The organism is Cytobacillus oceanisediminis 2691, assembly GCF_007678455.1.
Taxonomy (GTDB): domain Bacteria; phylum Bacillota; class Bacilli; order Bacillales; family Cytobacillaceae; genus Mesobacillus; species Mesobacillus oceanisediminis_A.
Window position 1 is genome coordinate 602,743 of sequence record NZ_VEEP01000001.1, and the last position, 16,422, is coordinate 619,164.

The 16,422-nt window shown below is 43.9% G+C and carries 14 protein-coding genes; all 14 read left to right on the plus strand.

From position 1 onward, the window contains the following. Window positions 1-90 precede the first annotated feature (90 nt). Window positions 91-645, plus strand: coding sequence for a signal peptidase I (lepB, locus tag FS736_RS03000; protein WP_144474853.1), 555 nt, complete (start codon window positions 91-93; stop codon window positions 643-645). Window positions 646-697: 52 nt separating this feature from the next. Continuing rightward, window positions 698-1,585 (plus strand): ribosome biogenesis GTPase YlqF, encoded by an 888-nt coding sequence (ylqF, locus tag FS736_RS03005; RefSeq protein WP_144474854.1) that lies wholly within the window; start codon window positions 698-700, stop codon window positions 1,583-1,585. A 78-nt stretch (window positions 1,586-1,663) separates the two neighbouring features. Beyond that, window positions 1,664-2,434, plus strand: coding sequence for a ribonuclease HII (locus FS736_RS03010; RefSeq protein WP_144474855.1), 771 nt, complete (start codon window positions 1,664-1,666; stop codon window positions 2,432-2,434). 22 nt (window positions 2,435-2,456) lie between these two features. After that, entirely contained in the window at window positions 2,457-4,313 is a 1,857-nt protein-coding gene (locus FS736_RS03015; protein ID WP_144474856.1) for a hypothetical protein, read from the plus strand. Then, window positions 4,310-4,594 carry an EscU/YscU/HrcU family type III secretion system export apparatus switch protein gene (locus FS736_RS03020; RefSeq protein WP_144474857.1) on the plus strand — a complete coding sequence of 95 codons (285 nt, stop codon included), beginning with the start codon at window positions 4,310-4,312 and terminating at the stop codon, window positions 4,592-4,594. Before FS736_RS03015 ends, FS736_RS03020 begins: the two co-directional genes overlap by 4 nt. A 301-nt stretch (window positions 4,595-4,895) precedes the next feature. Next, window positions 4,896-6,056 carry an ADP-forming succinate--CoA ligase subunit beta gene (gene sucC / locus FS736_RS03025; RefSeq protein ID WP_144474858.1) on the plus strand — a complete coding sequence of 387 codons (1,161 nt, stop codon included), beginning with the start codon at window positions 4,896-4,898 and terminating at the stop codon, window positions 6,054-6,056. A gap of 22 nt (window positions 6,057-6,078) precedes the next feature. Beyond that, window positions 6,079-6,981 carry a succinate--CoA ligase subunit alpha gene (sucD, locus tag FS736_RS03030; protein WP_144474859.1) on the plus strand — a complete coding sequence of 301 codons (903 nt, stop codon included), beginning with the start codon at window positions 6,079-6,081 and terminating at the stop codon, window positions 6,979-6,981. A gap of 62 nt (window positions 6,982-7,043) precedes the next feature. Continuing rightward, window positions 7,044-7,901, plus strand: coding sequence for a DNA-processing protein DprA (dprA, locus tag FS736_RS03035; RefSeq protein WP_144474860.1), 858 nt, complete (start codon window positions 7,044-7,046; stop codon window positions 7,899-7,901). 303 nt (window positions 7,902-8,204) lie between these two features. Continuing rightward, on the plus strand, window positions 8,205-10,280 hold the full coding sequence (topA, locus tag FS736_RS03040; protein ID WP_144474861.1) for a type I DNA topoisomerase: 2,076 nt from the start codon (window positions 8,205-8,207) through the stop codon (window positions 10,278-10,280). Window positions 10,281-10,820: 540 nt separating this feature from the next. Further along, complete coding sequence (trmFO, locus tag FS736_RS03045; RefSeq protein WP_144474862.1) at window positions 10,821-12,128, plus strand: FADH(2)-oxidizing methylenetetrahydrofolate--tRNA-(uracil(54)-C(5))-methyltransferase TrmFO; 1,308 nt, start codon at window positions 10,821-10,823, stop codon at window positions 12,126-12,128. 60 nt (window positions 12,129-12,188) lie between these two features. Further along, window positions 12,189-13,091 (plus strand): tyrosine recombinase XerC, encoded by a 903-nt coding sequence (xerC, locus tag FS736_RS03050; protein WP_144474863.1) that lies wholly within the window; start codon window positions 12,189-12,191, stop codon window positions 13,089-13,091. 21 nt (window positions 13,092-13,112) lie between these two features. Continuing rightward, window positions 13,113-13,655, plus strand: coding sequence for an ATP-dependent protease subunit HslV (gene hslV, locus FS736_RS03055; RefSeq protein WP_144474864.1), 543 nt, complete (start codon window positions 13,113-13,115; stop codon window positions 13,653-13,655). Beyond that, the gene (hslU, locus tag FS736_RS03060; RefSeq protein WP_186326640.1) at window positions 13,655-15,082 is read left to right on the plus strand and encodes an HslU--HslV peptidase ATPase subunit; all 1,428 of its coding nucleotides are present in this window, start codon (window positions 13,655-13,657) and stop codon (window positions 15,080-15,082) included. Before hslV ends, hslU begins: the two co-directional genes overlap by 1 nt. Before the next feature lie 128 nt (window positions 15,083-15,210). Beyond that, a complete protein-coding gene (gene codY, locus FS736_RS03065; protein WP_144474866.1) occupies window positions 15,211-15,990 on the plus strand; it encodes a GTP-sensing pleiotropic transcriptional regulator CodY in 780 nt (259 codons plus the stop codon). Window positions 15,991-16,422: the final 432 nt, after the last annotated feature.

Genomic DNA, 16,422 nt, shown 5'->3' on the forward strand with positions numbered 1-16,422 from the left:
AATCACCGCCCATCGTGTTTATCTTGACTGACTTATGTAAAATAAAGTTATGTACCTAAACTACATTTATTTTGGAATGGTGGGAAAAGAATGGCCGAAAAAAAGAAGAATGAACTATGGGAATGGACGAAGGCACTGCTGATTGCTGTCGTGCTCGCAGCTGTGATCCGATACTTTTTATTTGCCCCAATCGTAGTGGACGGATTATCGATGATGCCGACTCTCCATGACCAGGACAGGATGATCGTAAATAAGCTGAGCTATAAAGTAGGCGAGCCTGAAAGATTCGATATCATTGTCTTTCATGCCCCAGAGAATAAAGATTACATAAAAAGGGTCATCGGCCTTCCAGGCGATAAAATAGAATACAAAAATGACACGCTGTATGTGAATGGCAAAGCATACGAAGAACCATACTTGGAAGAATATAAAAAACAGGTTATTGATGGGCCGCTGACAGACCCATTTACGCTGGAAGAGAAGATTGGCAGTGAAACAGTCCCTGAAGGCCATCTTTTCGTCATGGGCGATAACCGCCGTTTCAGCAAGGACAGCCGTCACATAGGTACTGTTCCATTCGAAAAGGTACTGGGAAAAACAAACGTCATTTACTGGCCGGTTGAGGATATCCGCACAATAGACTAGTCCATGAACTGCCGCCGTATTGAAAGATGTAAACAGATAGGAGGTGGCTGCTTTGACGATCCAATGGTTTCCTGGCCATATGGCCAAGGCTCGCAGAGAGGTCACGGAAAAACTAAAGCTTGTCGATGTCATATTTGAACTGGTGGATGCCAGGATTCCATACTCATCCAGAAATCCGATGATTGATGAAATTATCCAGCATAAGCCAAGAATAGTTTTATTGAACAAAGCAGATATGGCCGACAAAGCTGTCACCGATGAGTGGCTGCGCTATTATCGCGAAAAAGGGATTACTGCACTTGCAATCAACTCGCAGGCCGGGACAGGCTTAAAGCAAATTGTCCAGGAATCAAAGGTCCTGCTTAAGGATAAACTTGACCGCTTAAAGTCTAAAGGAGTCAAGCCAAGAGCGATTCGGGCGATGATTGTCGGGATTCCGAACGCGGGGAAGTCGACATTGATCAACCGTCTTGCCGGGAAAAATATAGCCCAGACCGGGAACAGGCCGGGTGTGACGAAAGCACAGCAGTGGATCAAGGTAGGAAAGGAACTTGAACTCCTTGATACTCCGGGTATCCTCTGGCCAAAGTTTGAGGATCAGGAGGTAGGGACCAAGCTCGCTATAACAGGGGCTATCAAGGATACCATCCTCAATCTTCAGGATTTAACCGTATATGCTTTAAGGTTTTTAGAAAAGTATTACCCTGAGCGGCTGCAGGAGAGGTACAAGCTTTCCTCGCTCCCTGTGGATATCGTTGAGCTTTTCGACGAGATTGGCGATTTCCGGGGCTGCAGAATGCCTGGCGGTTATGTAGACTATGATAAAGTCGCTGAATTGGTAATTCGGGAAATACGCACAGAAAAATTAGGTCCTCTCTCCTTTGAAAGGCCTCAAGACCTGTTGAGGGATGAAGATGCAGATAAACAAGAAGAAAATTGAAGGTCCTGATTCCAGGACCTTTATTTTTCTTTCTTCTTGCCGATACATAATAAAGAACATAACTAGGGGAAATAGGATATGGAAAAATGGACAATTGGCGAAATTGATCAGCTGCTATTCAGTAAAGATAAAGTGGACATGGAGTACATTGAGGAATTAAAAAAAGACAACCGCAAAGGTGTTCAAAAACTCATCATGAAGTGGGAAAAGCAAGAAGCGCAAAAAGAGCTGGCCCACAGTCAGTTTGTTGAGATGACTTCCTTTGAAAGGAAGTATCGGTCCCAGGGTTTCAGATTCATTGCCGGTATTGACGAAGCTGGCCGAGGACCGCTTGCTGGGCCAGTTGTAGCAGGGGCAGTCATCTTGTCAGAGGATTTTTACCTTCCGGGTCTCAATGATTCTAAGAAACTGACAGAAGCGAAAAGGGAAGAATATTTTGAAATCATTAATGACCAAGCCCTTGCTGTCGGAATCGGAATCATCGAAGCTGCCGAAATAGATGAAATCAATATTCTTCAGGCCAGTAAAAAAGCGATGCTCCATGCGGCAGCACAATTGGAAATCAATCCTGATTTTCTTTTGATTGATGCAGTCAAGCTGGAGACACCTTATCCCTTTGAAGCATTAATCAAGGGGGATGCCAGAAGCGTTTCCATAGCCGCGGCTTCGGTCATTGCAAAAGTAACACGGGACAGGCTGATGAAGGATCTGGGTCTCAGATTCCCGCAATATGGCTTTCAGGCAAATATGGGTTATGGAACTGCTGAGCATTTGAATGCCCTGAGAGAACACGGTGTTACAGAACATCACCGCAAGACCTTCGCTCCAGTAAGAGAGTGTATTCAGTAGAACTTGGCAAAGCGGGTGAACCATGGAAACAGGAGCGCTTAAAAGTTTATTTAACCAAAAGACAACACAGCAGACAAAAATAACCGAATTTCGTCCAGGACAAATCATCAATGGCAAAATCATTAAGCTATTCCCTGATCAAGTAGCAGAAGTCCAAATCGGGAACCAAAAAATGGTCGCCCAATTAGAAGTGCCGTTATCGGCAAATGAACGCTACTGGTTTCAGGTTCAGCCTGGAGAAGGAAAAGTCCACTTAAAGCTGATCAGTTCAAGTGGTGAGGAGAAGGGCCAGCCGGGAAACCTGACCAGGATCCTGTCTGAATTCGGATTGCAGCCGACAAAGGAAAACCTGGATCTTGTCCGTTTTTTCATCAAAGAACAGCTCCCTGTCAATGGTGAGCTTCTTAAACTCGCCTCAGAATGGTTGAAAACGGTTGGATCCCGGACTGCCGGGGAGGATGCCATAAAGATGCTGCTGACAAGGGGGATGCCTGTCACCAAGGCTGCATTTGAGGCCCTTTATACAGCCACGAAGGAACAATCTCTGGTTATGCTTTTGGAACAGCTCGGAAAGTCCCTGGAGGCAGCAGATGAGTCAGATACAGTTGTAAGCCTGAGAAAGCTATTGAATGAAATGCTTCCAGCAAATAAGACAATATCTTCTGCAGCCGCTTTAAACCATCTTGCTTCAGCATGGCTCGGCAGCAATGGCAAGCAAAGCGAAGCCGCTCTGGACCTTCTTCAACAGTACGGAGCGATTCCCGCGAAAAGCAGTGAAAAGAATGTTTTACAGCAGCTGTTATCGAGTCTTCAACATCTGGATGGTGCGGAAGAGAATCTGCCAGAAGGATTGAAGTTTCTAAAAACAGTCCTAACGCTTATCGAGAAGGGAGACAGTTTTTCCGCTCGGCAGATCATGGCAAGCTTCATTAATGATAAATCATTCCCTGTCAACGATCTCGCAGACTCACTTCATTTCATTTTTGACAGGGCAAATGGCAAAGACACAAATACACAAACCGGGCTTCTGGCCTTTAAACAGTTATTATCACATTCTAATGCCAGCAGTGCGCTGTCCCTCTTACTTGCAGGTAAGGCAGACTGGGAACAAGCAGGATTAAAACTGCTGGAGGCTGCAGGAAGACAGCAGCAAGCCGGTACAGTGGGGATGCATGCCCAGCTGTTATCGGAAGCGGCTGGCAAAGCGGAGCCGGCACCTGCACTTCAGGAAAACGGACTCTCACTTCTGTCGGATGTAAAGATTAAAAGATTCCTTTCTGCTCTGGGTCTATCTTACGAACATCATCTTAGTGAAATCATGAAGGATGGTGAGGTGGGAAAAACGCAAGTCCCTGATACCCTTAAATCACTGACACTTCGATTGTTGAATGAAAATCCTCCCCAGATTGTCAAAGACGCTGCAGAGCCGCTGGTAAACAAACTTACAGGCTTCCAGCTGCTATCGCAGGAAGCAGGCCCCATCCAGCAGCTCGTGGTCCAGGTCCCAATTTTTTTGGGAGGGAAGACAAGCGAACTCTCGATGCAGTGGAGTGGGAAAAGGACTGAAGATGGCAAAATAGACGCTGATTTCTGCCGTGTCCTCTTCTATCTGAAACTGCAGTACCTCGACGATACCATAATCGATATGCAGGTTCAGAATCGAGTCATGAGCATACAGATTTTTAATGATCAACCCGATCTTAAAAAAATGGCCGAACAGATGACGCCGATATTGAAAACGAAGTTATCTGAACTGGAATATAAATTATCATCTGTTCACTTCCATGTCCCTGGAGAATCCAATGGCAGAAGTAATCAGCGCAGTCTGTCAGAATTATACGGGCAAAAAGAATATTATGGAGTGGATATTAAAATATGAAAACTCCTAAGCATACAAGAAAGACAGCTGTTGCCTTGGGTTATAACGCGGGAAGCATGGATGCCCCGAAAGTGATGGCGAAGGGAAAGGGCCTGGTGGCTCAGCAAATCATAGACAAAGCAAAGGATCATGATATTCCCATCCAGGAAGACCCATCCCTGGTTGAAGTATTGTCACAGCTGGAATTGAATGAAAGAATACCAGAAGAGCTGTACCAGGCAGTCGCCGAGGTTTTTTCCTATATCTATCATCTTGATCAGCAAGCAGGGAAACGAAATTAATATTTTCAATTAACAAAAATAGTTTTTCTGTCCATGAATATCAATGCTAAAAGCCGGGAAAGGTTATCATCCCGGCTTTTTATAGTGGCATACAATCACCATGATACTTTTTTACAATATTTAAAAAGGGGAAATATTTAAATCATAAAGGTAGACAATCAATATTTCATTATATAAAATGAAAGCGCAGTCTATTTTTTAAAAATTTAAATGAATTATATTTTCTACTTAGGAAAACCTTTTCAGGCCGTTATCTGGCCATGAAACGATCGAGTTTTCCTAATAGATAGGAGGATGGGAAATGAATGTCCATGAGTATCAAGGAAAAGAAATCCTCAGAAAATATGGGGTAAAAGTACCTAATGGGAAAGTTGCTTTTACAGTCGATGAAGCTGTTGAAGCTGCTAAAGAGCTTGGCTCGTCAGTAGTAGTCGTGAAAGCTCAGATCCATGCCGGCGGAAGGGGTAAAGCTGGCGGTGTCAAGGTTGCGAAAAACCTTGATGAAGTGCGTACATATGCATCTGAAATCCTTGGGAAGACCCTGGTTACTCACCAGACTGGTCCAGAAGGCAAGGAAGTAAAACGTCTGCTGATTGAAGAAGGCTGTGACATCAAGAAGGAGTACTACGTAGGTCTGGTACTTGACCGCGCGACTTCACGTGTTGTCCTGATGGCTTCAGAAGAGGGCGGAACTGAAATCGAAGAGGTTGCAGAAGCGACTCCTGAAAAAATCTTCAAAGAGGAAATCGATCCTGTACTAGGCTTGATGCCATACCAGGCTCGCCGAATCGCTTTCAATATCAACATCCCTAAAGAGCTTGTCAATCAGGCTGTTAAGTTCATGATGGGCTTATATACTGCATATATCGAAAAAGATTGCTCAATTGCTGAAATCAACCCGCTTGTTGTTACAGGTGACGGACAGGTAATGGCTCTTGATGCTAAATTAAACTTCGATGCGAATGCTCTATATCGCCAGAAGGACATCCTTGAGTACCGCGACCTGGAAGAAGAGGATCCAAAAGAAATCGAAGCATCCAAGTATGATTTGAGCTATATTTCTTTGGATGGCAACATCGGCTGCATGGTTAACGGTGCAGGACTTGCGATGGCAACAATGGATATCGTCAAGCATTACGGCGGAGACCCTGCCAACTTCCTTGATGTTGGGGGCGGTGCTACTGCAGAGAAAGTTACGGAAGCATTCAAAATCATCCTTTCAGATCCAAATGTTAAGGGTATCTTTGTTAATATCTTCGGCGGCATCATGAAGTGTGATGTCATCGCTACAGGTGTCGTGGAAGCAGCCAAGCAGGTTGGCCTTGAAGTACCGCTTGTAGTCCGCCTGGAAGGTACTAATGTTGATCTTGGAAAACAGATTCTGAACGAATCTGGATTGAATATCATTGCTGCTGAATCAATGGCAGACGGCGCTGAAAAAATCGTTTCATTAGTTAAGTAGGATCGAAAGGAGAGAATTTGACGTGAGCGTATTCATTAATAAAGATACAAAAGTCATTGTTCAAGGGATTACGGGTTCTACAGCCCTTTTCCATACAAAACAAATGCTTGAATATGGTACAAAAATTGTTGGGGGAACATCTCCGGGCAAGGGCGGTACAGAAGTAGAAGGCGTTCCAGTATTCAACACAGTAAAAGAGGCTGTTGAAACCACGGGTGCTAACGCGTCTGTTATCTATGTACCTGCTCCATTCGCAGCAGATGCGATCATTGAAGCAGTGGATGCAGAGCTTGATCTGGCAATCTGTATCACAGAACATATTCCAGTATTGGATATGGTAAAGGTAAAACGTTATATGGAAGGCAAGAAGACTCGTCTTGTAGGCCCTAACTGCCCTGGTGTCATTACTCCAGAAGAGTGCAAGATCGGCATCATGCCAGGTTATATCCATACTAAAGGGCATGTCGGTGTTGTATCACGTTCCGGAACATTGACATACGAAGCTGTACACCAGTTGACACAGGCTGGAATTGGCCAGTCAACAGCTGTAGGTATCGGCGGAGACCCGGTAAACGGCACAAACTTCATCGATGTTTTAAAAGCATTCAATGAAGATCCTGAAACATACGCTGTCATCATGATTGGTGAAATCGGCGGTACGGCTGAAGAAGAAGCGGCTGAGTGGGTCAAGGCAAACATGACTAAACCTGTTGTCGGCTTCATCGGCGGAAGAACGGCGCCTCCAGGAAAGCGCATGGGCCACGCTGGTGCGATCATTTCAGGCGGAAAGGGTACAGCAGACGAAAAGATCCGTGTCATGAACGAATGCGGAATCAAGGTTGCTGATACTCCATCTGTAATGGGTGAAACGCTGATCGGCGTATTGAAGGAACAAGGTTTATACGATAAGTGCAAAACACACTAATATAATCAATCAGGCAGTCCCTCCGAACAGAGGGACTGTTTATTAATCCCAGGGGGAAGAAAATGGACGAATTTAAAAGGAAACTGATCCAGCTTGTCCACAGCAGGCATGCGAGCTGGAAAACCATCTACTCAATCTTGAAATACGATGCATCCACTAATACTAATGAAGAAACCCATTTTGCCTTCAAAAATCAACCTCAAACACAAAAACTCCACCAAGACCTTAAGCTTATTTCCGTTGATCGACTTCTCTATCATTACTCCTCACAAAATATCCATCTGATCACCATTTTTGATGAAGAATACCCTGAAAGACTCAAAAACATCTATCAGCCTCCATGGGTCCTATTCGCAAAAGGTAATCTTTCCCTGCTGAATATAGATAATGCCCTGGCTGTCGTTGGCTCAAGGAATGCGACAGACTATGGGTTTAAGTCAATTGATTTCTTGTTTCCCTCATTAATAGAAAAGAATATTCTGATTGTAAGTGGCCTTGCAAAAGGGATTGATGCGCATGCCCATAAGACAGCGATAAAACTGGGCGGGAAAACTATCGGTGTCATTGCTGGAGGTTTTCAACATCTATACCCCAGGGAAAATAGCAAGCTGGCAGAATATATGATGGAGAAGCAGCTCGTGATATCGGAATATCCTCCGGCAACTCACCCGGCAAAATGGCATTTTCCGATGCGAAACAGGATTATAAGCGGCCTTTCAGAGGGTACACTGGTTATTGAGGCAAGGAAGAAGAGCGGTTCATTGATCACCGCAGATTTTGCTTTGAATGATGGACGGAATGTATTTGCTGTTCCTGGAAGTATTCTGACTCCAGATTCCGATGGAGTCCACTATTTGATTCAACAGGGCGCTAAACTGATAAAAGGTCCGGAGGATATTCTGGAGGAACTCGGAAACTAATGTGGAATGATAACAAGAGAATTGTATATAATGCTTAAAAAGCAGCAAGAATTGACTTTTAGGGGTATGTTTCAACTGTTAAGCTTGTTTGAAATTGCCCCATTTTGGAAGAAAATTAAGAATTTATATTAGAAATTGCAACAAAAAGGTTGAAATAATTTTCAATCTGTTATACATTTTGCATCAGGTATTTTAAAATCCCCAAATCAGATGAAACCGTTTACTTTTAGGGTAAATTTGACAATTTTAAGATATGTATATAATAATTAATGATAATTTTATACCTCTAAGGAGGACAAATGGATGTCAGATTTTTTAGTAATCGTCGAATCGCCGGCCAAGGCTAAGACGATCGAGCGTTATCTTGGAAAAAAATATAAAGTGAAAGCTTCTATGGGCCATTTGATAGATTTGCCCAAGAGCCAGATGGGAATCGATACGGAAAATAACTATAATCCCAAATACATTACAATCAGGGGCAAGGGTCCCGTACTGAAAGAATTGAAATCTGCCGCTAAAAAGGCAAAGAAAGTCTATCTCGCGGCTGACCCCGACAGAGAAGGGGAAGCAATTGCCTGGCATTTAGCACAAAGCCTTGATGTTGATGTCCATTCCGATTGCCGGGTGGTATTCAATGAGATTACAAAGGATGCCATCAAGGAATCTTTCAAACACCCAAGGGCGATTAATATGGACCTGGTAGATGCCCAGCAGGCACGCCGTGCATTAGACAGGCTGGTAGGATACAATATCAGTCCGCTCCTTTGGAAGAAAGTAAAGAAAGGGCTGAGCGCTGGCCGCGTTCAATCAGTCGCTCTAAGGATGATCATCGATCGCGAAAAAGAAATTGCGGCCTTTGAGCCAGAAGAATATTGGACAATCGGCGCTGAATTCCTAAAAGGCAAAAATGCTTTTGAAGCTTCCTTCTATGGCATTGGCAAGGAAAAAACCGAATTGAAATCTGAGGAAGATGTAAAGAACATCCTCAAGCAACTGAAGGGGAACAAATTCTCAGTCGATACAGTGACGAAGAAGGAAAGGAAGAGAAATCCTGCACCGCCATTCATCACATCTTCCTTACAGCAGGAAGCAGCAAGGAAACTTAACTTCCGTGCCAAGAAGACCATGATGCTTGCCCAGCAGCTTTATGAAGGTATCGATCTTGGAAAAGAAGGAACAGTCGGTTTGATTACGTATATGAGAACGGACTCTACAAGGATCTCCGAGCTTGCCCAGGGAGAAGCAAGAGAGTATATCACTGGGGAATATGGTGAAAAATTCGTCCAAACCGAGCCGAGAAAAGAGAAGAAACAGTCAAACGCTCAAGATGCCCACGAAGCGATCAGGCCAACGAGCACCATGAAAGTTCCAGAGAAGATAAAGGAATTTCTTTCAAGGGACCAGTACAGGCTTTATAAATTGATCTGGGAACGCTTTGTGGCCAGCCAGATGGCTTCTGCAATCATGGATACAATGAGCGTGGATTTAAGGAATGGGGATATAACTTTCCGTGCAACAGGATCAAAGGTTAAATTCCCAGGTTTCATGAAGGTGTATGTAGAAGGAACGGATGACCAGGTTGAGGAAAAAGATAAATTCCTTCCCGACCTTAAGGAAGGCGACGAGGTTACCAAGAAAGATATGGAACCGAAACAGCACTTTACCCAGCCGCCTCCAAGATATACAGAAGCCAGGCTCGTCAGAACACTTGAAGAAATGGGAATAGGCCGGCCATCAACATATGCGCCAACTCTTGATACAATCCAGAAAAGAGGGTATGTATCCCTTGATAATAAGCGGTTTGTTCCGACAGAACTTGGCGAGGTTATCCATGAATTGATGCTTGAGTTCTTCCCTGAGATATTGGATCTCGAGTTCACAGCCAAAATGGAAGAGAATCTTGACCATGTCGAGGAAGGAAAGATCAATTGGGTCAAGGTCATTGATGATTTCTATCGCGATTTTGAAAAGAGTCTAGAGGTAGCGGAGAAAGAAATGCAGGAAATCGAAATCAAGGATGAACCTGCGGGCGAGGATTGTGAACAATGCGGCTCGCCTATGGTCTTTAAGATGGGCCGTTACGGAAAGTTCATGGCCTGCAGCAATTTCCCTGAATGCCGGAACACAAAGGCAATTGTGAAGGATATAGGAGTCAAGTGCCCGAAATGTGAAGAGGGGAATATCATCGAACGGAAGAGCAAGAAACGCCGCATTTTCTACGGCTGTGACCGCTATCCTGAATGTGACTTCCTATCATGGGACAAACCACTTGCAAGGAAATGCCCGAAATGCGAAAATATGCTTGTCGAGAAGAAGCTTAAAAAGGGTGTCCAGGTTCAGTGTACAGAGTGTGATTACAAAGAAGAACCACAAAGCTAGAGTGAGCCAGGGGCTCACTCTTTATGTTTGTAAAGAAGTTGTCATGGCGCCTCCGCTTTTCATTGTCCAGCTCCAGCGCTCAGCCCTTCGAGTCACTTGTCTATTTTCGCCTCCTAGAAACTTCGAAACTTCAACTCCGCCGGCAGAAGCAAAAAGCGCTTCTTTGTCTGAGTCTCCAGTTTCTACGTTTCTGGTCAGTGGCTACACATTTCGTTTTCGGTGTCCTGTCAATGAAGTCAAAGAGTGACTTCATTGACAGGCCCTCCAGTGCTTGTCAGGGCTGATCAAGGGGCTTCCGCTTTTCTAAAAATGAAACTTTTTTCTTTCTTTTTCGTAAATAAAGGTGCAAAATGATACAGGTGTCAGGGAAAAGTAAGTAAGATGGAGTATATAATAGAAGCTTTATGTTAAGGCAGATGGTATAATAAGCTTTTTGATAATGCTGTTCATGCGACTTAGCCTGACTTTGAAGCATTACATACTGTTTAAACATGATATTACACTTATTGATGACTTTTAATAGCAATGGAGGAAATAGATATGACAGAAGCAACAGTAAATGTCATTGGTGCCGGTCTTGCCGGAAGTGAAGCTGCCTGGCAGCTTGCTGAAAGAGGCATCAAGGTCAACCTATATGAAATGAGGCCGGTGAAGCAGACACCAGCCCACCATACCGACAAATTTGCGGAGCTGGTATGCAGTAATTCTTTACGTGCGAATACATTGACAAATGCGGTAGGAGTATTAAAGGAAGAAATGAGAATGCTAAACTCTGTCATCATCGGAGCTGCAGATGCTTGTGCTGTACCAGCTGGCGGTGCTCTGGCGGTTGACCGGCACGAATTTGCAGCACACGTAACGAATTCTGTAAAAGAGCATCCGAATGTAACGGTCATTAATGAAGAAATCACTCAAATTCCGGATGGGCCTACAGTCATTGCCACCGGTCCATTGACAAGCCCGGCTTTATCCGAGCAATTGAAGCAGCTTACGGGAGAAGAGTATCTATACTTTTATGATGCTGCTGCACCGATCCTTGAGAAGGAAAGCATCGACATGGATAAAGTTTACCTGAAATCCAGGTATGATAAAGGTGAAGCTGCCTACCTTAACTGTCCAATGACAGAAGAAGAATTCGACAGATTTTACGAAGCGTTGATTACCGCTGAAACGGTACCGTTGAAGGAATTTGAAAAAGAAGTTTTTTTCGAAGGGTGCATGCCGATTGAGGTGATGGCGCAAAGAGGAAGAAAGACGATGCTGTTTGGCCCTATGAAGCCTGTGGGTCTAGAGGATCCAAGAACAGGGAAAAGGCCATATGCTGTCGTCCAGCTGCGCCAGGATGATGCTGCTGGGACATTGTACAATATAGTTGGCTTCCAGACACACTTGAAATGGGGCCCGCAAAAAGAAGTGCTAAGATTAATCCCGGGTCTTGAAAATGCTGAGATCGTCCGTTATGGTGTGATGCACCGCAACACATTCATTAACTCTCCAAAAGTGTTAAAAGCGACGTACCAATTCAGGAATAGAGAGGATTTATTCTTTGCAGGACAAATGACCGGTGTTGAGGGTTATGTTGAATCTGCTGCCAGCGGCTTGATCGCCGGAATCAATGCGGCACGTCTTGTCAAAGGGGAAGAGCCGCTTGAATTCCCGCATGAAACAGCGATGGGGAGCATGGCAAGATATATTACAACAACTAATGCAAAGAACTTCCAGCCGATGAACGCCAATTTTGGTCTTTTCCCTGATCTTCCGGAGAAAATCAAAGCCAAGCAGGAACGTAATGAAAAGCATGCTTCCAGAGCATTGGAAACAATTCAGAAATTTGTGAAAAATTTGTAATTTCTATTGCGAGGTCTATACAAATATGATACTATTTAGTAGCCCTTGTGAGGTGATAAGATGGAAGCAAATGTGAACAATTCTTTAAAGTTATTTATTGAATATTTACAAATTGAGAAAAACTACTCACAATATACAATTGAACATTATCAACATGATATTAGGGAATTTTTTTTGTTCATGTCTGAACAAGGGCTGACAAGTCTGGATGATGTAGAGTATGCGGACACAAGGATTTACCTGACAAAATTGTTTGACCAGCAGCTCTCCAGAAAATCAGTCGCACGGAAAATTTCCTGCATGCGCAGCTTTTATAAGTTTTTGCTACGTGAGAAAATGGTCGGTGACAATCCATTTTCGCTTGTATCCATTCCAAAACTGGAAAAGCGGCTGCCGGATTTTTTTTACGAAGAGGAACTATCACAGTTGTTCAAAGTATGTGAAACCGAGACAGCACTTGGAAAAAGGAACAAAGCACTCCTGGAGCTGCTTTATGCGACTGGAATCCGTGTAGGTGAGTGCTGTAAAATCCAGGTGAAGGAAGTGGATTTATCGCTTTCGACTGTTTTGGTTCATGGGAAAAGGAAGAAGGATCGATATGTGCCATTCGGAAGTTTTGCTCAGGATGCGATTGAAGACTACATAAAGAATGGTAGGCCTGACTTGCTGAATGGCAAGGATGACCATGGCCATTTATTCTTGAATTTCCGTGGCGGGGCTCTTACAGACAGAGGTATCAGGGAAATCCTTAATAAACTGATCGAAAAGTCTGCCCTTACCGGGAAAATCCATCCGCATAAATTGCGCCATTCCTTTGCGACACATATGATGAGCAATGGAGCTGATATGAGGACTGTCCAGGAGCTTCTGGGCCATGCCTTCCTGTCTTCCACGCAAGTATATACCCATGTTACAAAGGAGCACTTACGCAGTATTTATTTGTCACACCACCCGAGGGCATAAGCCAAAAGGAGGACGAAAAAGATGGCGGAATTCCATGCCACAACGATATTTGCTGTTCAACATAAAGGGCAATGCGCCATGTCAGGCGATGGTCAGGTTACCATGGGCAATGCTGTAGTGATGAAACACACAGCAAAGAAAGTCCGGAAGTTGTTTAATGGTAAAGTAATTGCAGGATTTGCCGGTTCGGTAGCTGATGCGTTCACCTTGTTTGAAAAGTTCGAAGGCAAGCTGGAGGAATACAACGGCAATCTTCAAAGGGCTGCTGTGGAACTTGCCAAACAGTGGAGGAGTGACAAAGTCCTCCGGCAGCTTGAAGCCATGCTGATTGTTATGAATGAAAGCAGTATGCTTCTAATTTCCGGAACTGGTGAAGTCATCGAACCTGATGACGGCATTCTTGCCATCGGATCTGGCGGGAATTATGCTTTGTCTGCAGGCCGTGCGCTAAAGCAATATGCTGGAGATCATCTGACAGCTAAAGAAATCGCGAAGTCTTCATTGGAAATTGCAGCTGATATTTGTGTCTACACAAACCACAATATCATTGTGGAAGAACTGTAATGATAAAAGGAGTGAAGAGTGTGAAACAGACAACAAATTTAACTCCAAGGCAGATCGTTGAAAAGCTGGACCAGTATATAATCGGACAAAAAGATGCAAAAAAAGCGGTGGCAGTTGCTCTTAGGAACAGGTATCGACGTGGATTGCTCGCTGAAAATATCAGGGATGAAATCATTCCCAAGAACATCCTGATGATTGGACCAACAGGCGTAGGTAAAACGGAAATAGCCAGAAGGATGGCTAAATTGGTTGGGGCTCCTTTCGTAAAGGTTGAAGCCACCAAATTTACCGAAGTCGGCTATGTGGGCCGTGATGTCGAGTCAATGGTCAGGGATCTTGTCGAAACTTCAATCAGACTTGTAAAAGAAGAAAAGATGGAGAAAGTCAAGGAACCAGCAGAAGAGAATGCAAATCGCCGTCTGGTCGAGCTCCTTGTCCCATCAGCGAAAAAATCGGTGAATTATAAAAATCCTTTGGAGATGCTCTTTGGCGGCAGCCAGCAGCAGCCCGAGCAAGAAACAAGCCAGTCAGAGGATATGGGATTATTCGAAAAACGGAAAAACATCAAGCAAAAACTCGAACAAGGTGAACTTGAAGATGAGCTGGTAACCGTTGAAGTCGAAGAGCAGGCACCTTCCATGTTTGATATGCTCCAGGGCTCAGGAATGGAACAAATGGGGATGAACATGCAGGATGCATTAAGCGGTTTGATGCCAAAGAAAAGGAAGAAAAGAAAACTTCCTGTTCGTGAGGCAAGGAAATTGCTGATCAATGAGGAAGCACAAAAGCTGATCGATATGGATGAGGTTACTCAGGAAGCTACATACCGTGCTGAGCAGGCGGGTATCATTTTCATTGATGAAATTGATAAGATCGCCAGCAAGAATTCTGGCGGTTCCAGTGCCGACGTCTCACGAGAGGGTGTTCAAAGGGACATCCTGCCTGTAGTGGAAGGGTCGACGGTCAATACGAAATATGGGCCTGTCAAAACAGATCACATCTTATTCGTCGCTGCCGGTGCTTTCCATATGGCGAAGCCTTCTGATCTGATACCAGAACTGCAAGGTCGTTTCCCGATCCGTGTCGAGCTCACCAAGTTAACTGTAGAAGATTTCTATCGAATTCTGGTTGAGCCAGACAACGCACTGACAAAGCAATATGAAGCTTTATTGGAAACTGAAGGTATACAAATTGAATTTTCTGACGATGCTATACGTAAGATAGCAGAAGTTGCATACGAAGTGAACCAGAATACTGATAATATAGGAGCAAGAAGGCTGCAGACAATCCTTGAGAAGCTCCTTGAAGATCTAAGCTTCGAAGCACCAGACATCAATCTTGAGAAGGTAGCGATCACTCCGCAATATGTTGAAGAAAAACTGGGCGCCATTTCAAGAAATAAGGATTTAAGCCAGTTCATATTATAATGTTTTACCGTTTTAATGCATACTCAATAGGGTAGACAAATAAAGGCTGCCTATTGTGCTAAAGCATTGAAACTGGCCAGTATTTAAATAAATGTTATTTTGTTTGAAGCAAATAGGAGGAAGAAACAATGGACTTACTATCAAAAACTAGAAAAATTAATGCCCTGCTCCAAAAAGCTGCCGGTAAACCGGTGAATTTCAAAGAGATGTCAGAGACACTAAGTGAAGTAATCGAAGCGAATATCTTTGTTGTCAGCCGCAGAGGTAAGCTGCTAGGCTTCGCCATCAACCAGCAAATCGAGAATGAGCGCATGGTTAAAATGCTTGAAGACCGTCAATTCCCAGAAGAGTATACAAAGAATCTATTCAACATCCAGGAGACATCTCCGAATTTGGATGTTGACAGTGAGTATACAGCATTCCCGGTTGAAAACAGAGAGTTATTCAAGAGCGGCTTAACAACAATCGTGCCAATCATCGGTGGCGGCGAGCGACTTGGAACATTAATCCTTGCCCGTCTGGAAGAACAGTTCCATGATGATGATCTTATCCTTGGCGAATATGGCGCAACGGTTGTAGGGATGGAAATCCTGCGTGAAAAGGCTGAAGAAATCGAGGATGAGGCACGCAGCAAAGCTGTCGTCCAGATGGCGATCAGCTCACTATCATACAGTGAACTTGAAGCAATCGAGCACATCTTTGAAGAACTTAATGGAAAGGAAGGCTTGCTTGTTGCATCAAAAATCGCAGACAGAGTCGGCATCACTCGTTCTGTCATCGTAAACGCATTGCGTAAGCTTGAAAGCGCAGGCGTCATTGAATCACGTTCTTTAGGAATGAAGGGAACATACATTAAAGTATTGAACGATAAGTTCTTGTTTGAACTAGAAAAACTTAAAAATAGCTAAAAGAAAATCCGCTGATCTCAGCGGATTTTACTTTGTTGACTAAAGGGGTTCGGATGGTCTCATTCCGAATCCCTTTTTGTCATTTGCTTAATTTAATCAAAGGGTAAACTACTTCGAAAAAAGCCTGGCCAGCTGTGTAGAAGCTTTATCAAAGTGCTGCAGGAACATCTTGGACAAGTGAGAGACCCAGGAGACGCTAAAGACTGTTAGGAGGCTCTCCGCAGTCTCGCGGAAAGCGAGTGTCTGGAACCTAAATCAACAGTCAAGTATGTCTTCATAAAAACTTCGCTGATGATCAGCGAAGTTTTTTGCATATAATAGAAATTTATGCTTGGATTAAATCGTTAAATGTTACAAAAAGATTGCTATTTTTTTACACAGGTAGATGCAGAAGCGATTAACTTTATTAAAAAAATAAAGAAAATAATGGAA

Excerpts from the sequence above, each read along its gene's own strand:
- sucC (WP_144474858.1), top strand. The coding sequence starts at position 4,896 with ATGAATGTCCATGAGTATCAAGGAAAAGAAATCCTCAGAAAATATGGG.
- hslU (WP_186326640.1), top strand. The coding sequence starts at position 13,655 with ATGATAAAAGGAGTGAAGAGTGTGAAACAGACAACAAATTTAACTCCA.
- dprA (WP_144474860.1), top strand. The coding sequence starts at position 7,044 with ATGGACGAATTTAAAAGGAAACTGATCCAGCTTGTCCACAGCAGGCAT.
- hslV (WP_144474864.1), top strand. The coding sequence starts at position 13,113 with ATGGCGGAATTCCATGCCACAACGATATTTGCTGTTCAACATAAAGGG.
- xerC (WP_144474863.1), top strand. The coding sequence starts at position 12,189 with ATGGAAGCAAATGTGAACAATTCTTTAAAGTTATTTATTGAATATTTA.
- codY (WP_144474866.1), top strand. The coding sequence starts at position 15,211 with ATGGACTTACTATCAAAAACTAGAAAAATTAATGCCCTGCTCCAAAAA.
- topA (WP_144474861.1), top strand. The coding sequence starts at position 8,205 with ATGTCAGATTTTTTAGTAATCGTCGAATCGCCGGCCAAGGCTAAGACG.
- FS736_RS03010 (WP_144474855.1), top strand. The coding sequence starts at position 1,664 with ATGGAAAAATGGACAATTGGCGAAATTGATCAGCTGCTATTCAGTAAA.
- FS736_RS03020 (WP_144474857.1), top strand. The coding sequence starts at position 4,310 with ATGAAAACTCCTAAGCATACAAGAAAGACAGCTGTTGCCTTGGGTTAT.
- lepB (WP_144474853.1), top strand. The coding sequence starts at position 91 with ATGGCCGAAAAAAAGAAGAATGAACTATGGGAATGGACGAAGGCACTG.
- FS736_RS03015 (WP_144474856.1), top strand. The coding sequence starts at position 2,457 with ATGGAAACAGGAGCGCTTAAAAGTTTATTTAACCAAAAGACAACACAG.
- trmFO (WP_144474862.1), top strand. The coding sequence starts at position 10,821 with ATGACAGAAGCAACAGTAAATGTCATTGGTGCCGGTCTTGCCGGAAGT.